At 62.9% G+C, this 1,649-nt stretch carries 3 protein-coding genes and 1 tRNA gene; all 4 read right to left on the bottom strand.

What is annotated here, in order from left to right:
* Positions 1-102: 102 nt before the first annotated feature.
* The gene (locus tag AN233_RS01210; RefSeq protein WP_058365057.1) at positions 103-312 is read right to left on the bottom strand and encodes a hypothetical protein; all 210 of its coding nucleotides are present in this window, start codon (positions 310-312) and stop codon (positions 103-105) included.
* 58 nt (positions 313-370) lie between these two features.
* A complete protein-coding gene (locus AN233_RS01205) occupies positions 371-1,216 on the bottom strand; it encodes a hypothetical protein (protein ID WP_058365056.1) in 846 nt (281 codons plus the stop codon).
* A gap of 106 nt (positions 1,217-1,322) precedes the next feature.
* Positions 1,323-1,398 (bottom strand) — tRNA-Cys (locus tag AN233_RS01200).
* 66 nt (positions 1,399-1,464) lie between these two features.
* Positions 1,465-1,649 (bottom strand): hypothetical protein (locus AN233_RS17550; RefSeq protein WP_218055031.1); only part of this gene is annotated, 185 nt, incomplete at its 5' end.

Genomic DNA, 1,649 nt, shown 5'->3' with positions numbered 1-1,649 from the left:
GGAGATTTTCGTAGGCACAACTTCGACTCTCCCGCTTCAACTCCCTTACTCTGACGACCTGATCCGACGCTATCTAGCGATTAAACACGGCCGATCGAACCGTCATTCCGGGTCCCAGACCGCCGGAGCGACGCCGAGCAGCCGAACCACCGTCGGATACCCTAACGCGACGACGACCACGAGAACGACCGACTCGATGAAGCTTGGATCACCGTGCACGCTTCGCACGACCGCCAACAGACCGTACATAACGACGAACATGACGGCCCAGTGCGGAGCGAGCTGTCGGACCTTCTCAGCGGTCGAAACCATACGAGCCCGTGGTTCGGAGACCAAATGGGGCTGTCGGTCGAAAAAGTAGCCCGGGCGCTCAGTAGCGCGACGGAACGAACGCCAGGCCGAGCAGCAGCAGCGATGCGACGCCGTTGGCGATGATCACGCGCCAGAGCGCGTCCGTGGTCTCCCCGAACTCGCTGATCTCCGCGAGCTGCGCCTGGTACGCAGCCTGATCGCTCGTGAGGACGACTTCCTCACCGGAGGTGAAATAGGCCAGATACGTGGTGTCACCGGCCGTCACGTTCTCCTCCTGTGCGAAGCCCGACGACCGCGTCACCGTTTCCTCCCAGATAAGCGTCGCGGCGTCCGCGGAAACCGCGTCGACCGTCGCCTCGTGGCCGTCGTACTCGAGCGTGTCGCCCGTCGCGAACTCGCGTTCCTCGGGCTCCGGGAAGTACTCGTCGGCGGGAACCAGCGTGGCCTCACCGTCCTCCTCGACGATGACGTACTCCTCCCCGTCGCGCTGGACCGTCTCGTTGTCGGCGTTCTCGTCCGACTCCAAGATCGCCTGCCGGTCGATCTCCTCGCGGAGCGTGAACCTGTCGGGGTCGTCTCCCTCGATGACGACGGTCCACTCCGTATCGTCGTACGTCACCGTGCTGTCGTTCGCCCAATCCGCAGACTGGTCGGCCGACTCGTTCCACTCTATCGTTCCCGAGTACGACACGGTCACTTCACCGTGATCCTCCTCCTCGCTCCGTGACAGCTCCGTTACCGTGTAGGTCACGCCGTTCTCCTCAAACTGCTCCCCCGCTGAGAGCCGATGGTCGGGGTCCTCGAAGGACACCTCCGGCGCGTCCGCGGTGGCGACGAGAGCACCCGCCGCAGCGCCGACGAGAACGAAGAGCGCGACGTAGACGGCTACAGCGCGTCGTTGCATGATTCGAGCATGGGCCACCCCGCGTATAACAATTACTTTCCCTCCCCGGTTTTGGGAACCCGTGTGCGAGCGTACATTGAACACACAGAACGCGACCGAAAACGAAAGCCAAGGGCCGGATTTGAACCGGCGTTGGGCGGCTCTGCAGGCCGCTGCGTCTGACCGAACTCTGCCACCTTGGCGCGCATCGGTCGTAGTGCTGTGGTGCGCTTAAGCCTAGCGGTCCGTTAAACGATAGAGAACGGATGTCACGGGCGAACCGGATGACGGTGCGTGCCGAACGGCACGGCGCGGCCGCTATCCAACTCGAAGAGCTCCTCGTAAGACCCCACCCCACACCTCTCCGCGTCACACAGCACTGCCGCTCGCCAATGAATCAGTATGAGTATGAATGGACAGACGGCGAACCGGTACTCCCAGAGGGTCTCCCACT

This window comes from Haloparvum sedimenti (genome assembly GCF_001462205.1).
GTDB lineage: Archaea > Halobacteriota > Halobacteria > Halobacteriales > Haloferacaceae > Haloparvum > Haloparvum sedimenti.
This window is presented reverse-complemented; position numbering and strand designations above follow the sequence as displayed.

Bases quoted from the DNA above. Each gene is read 5' to 3' on its own strand.
- AN233_RS01205 (WP_058365056.1), bottom strand. From the start codon at position 1,216: ATGCAACGACGCGCTGTAGCCGTCTACGTCGCGCTCTTCGTTCTCGTC.
- AN233_RS01210 (WP_058365057.1), bottom strand. From the start codon at position 312: ATGGTTTCGACCGCTGAGAAGGTCCGACAGCTCGCTCCGCACTGGGCC.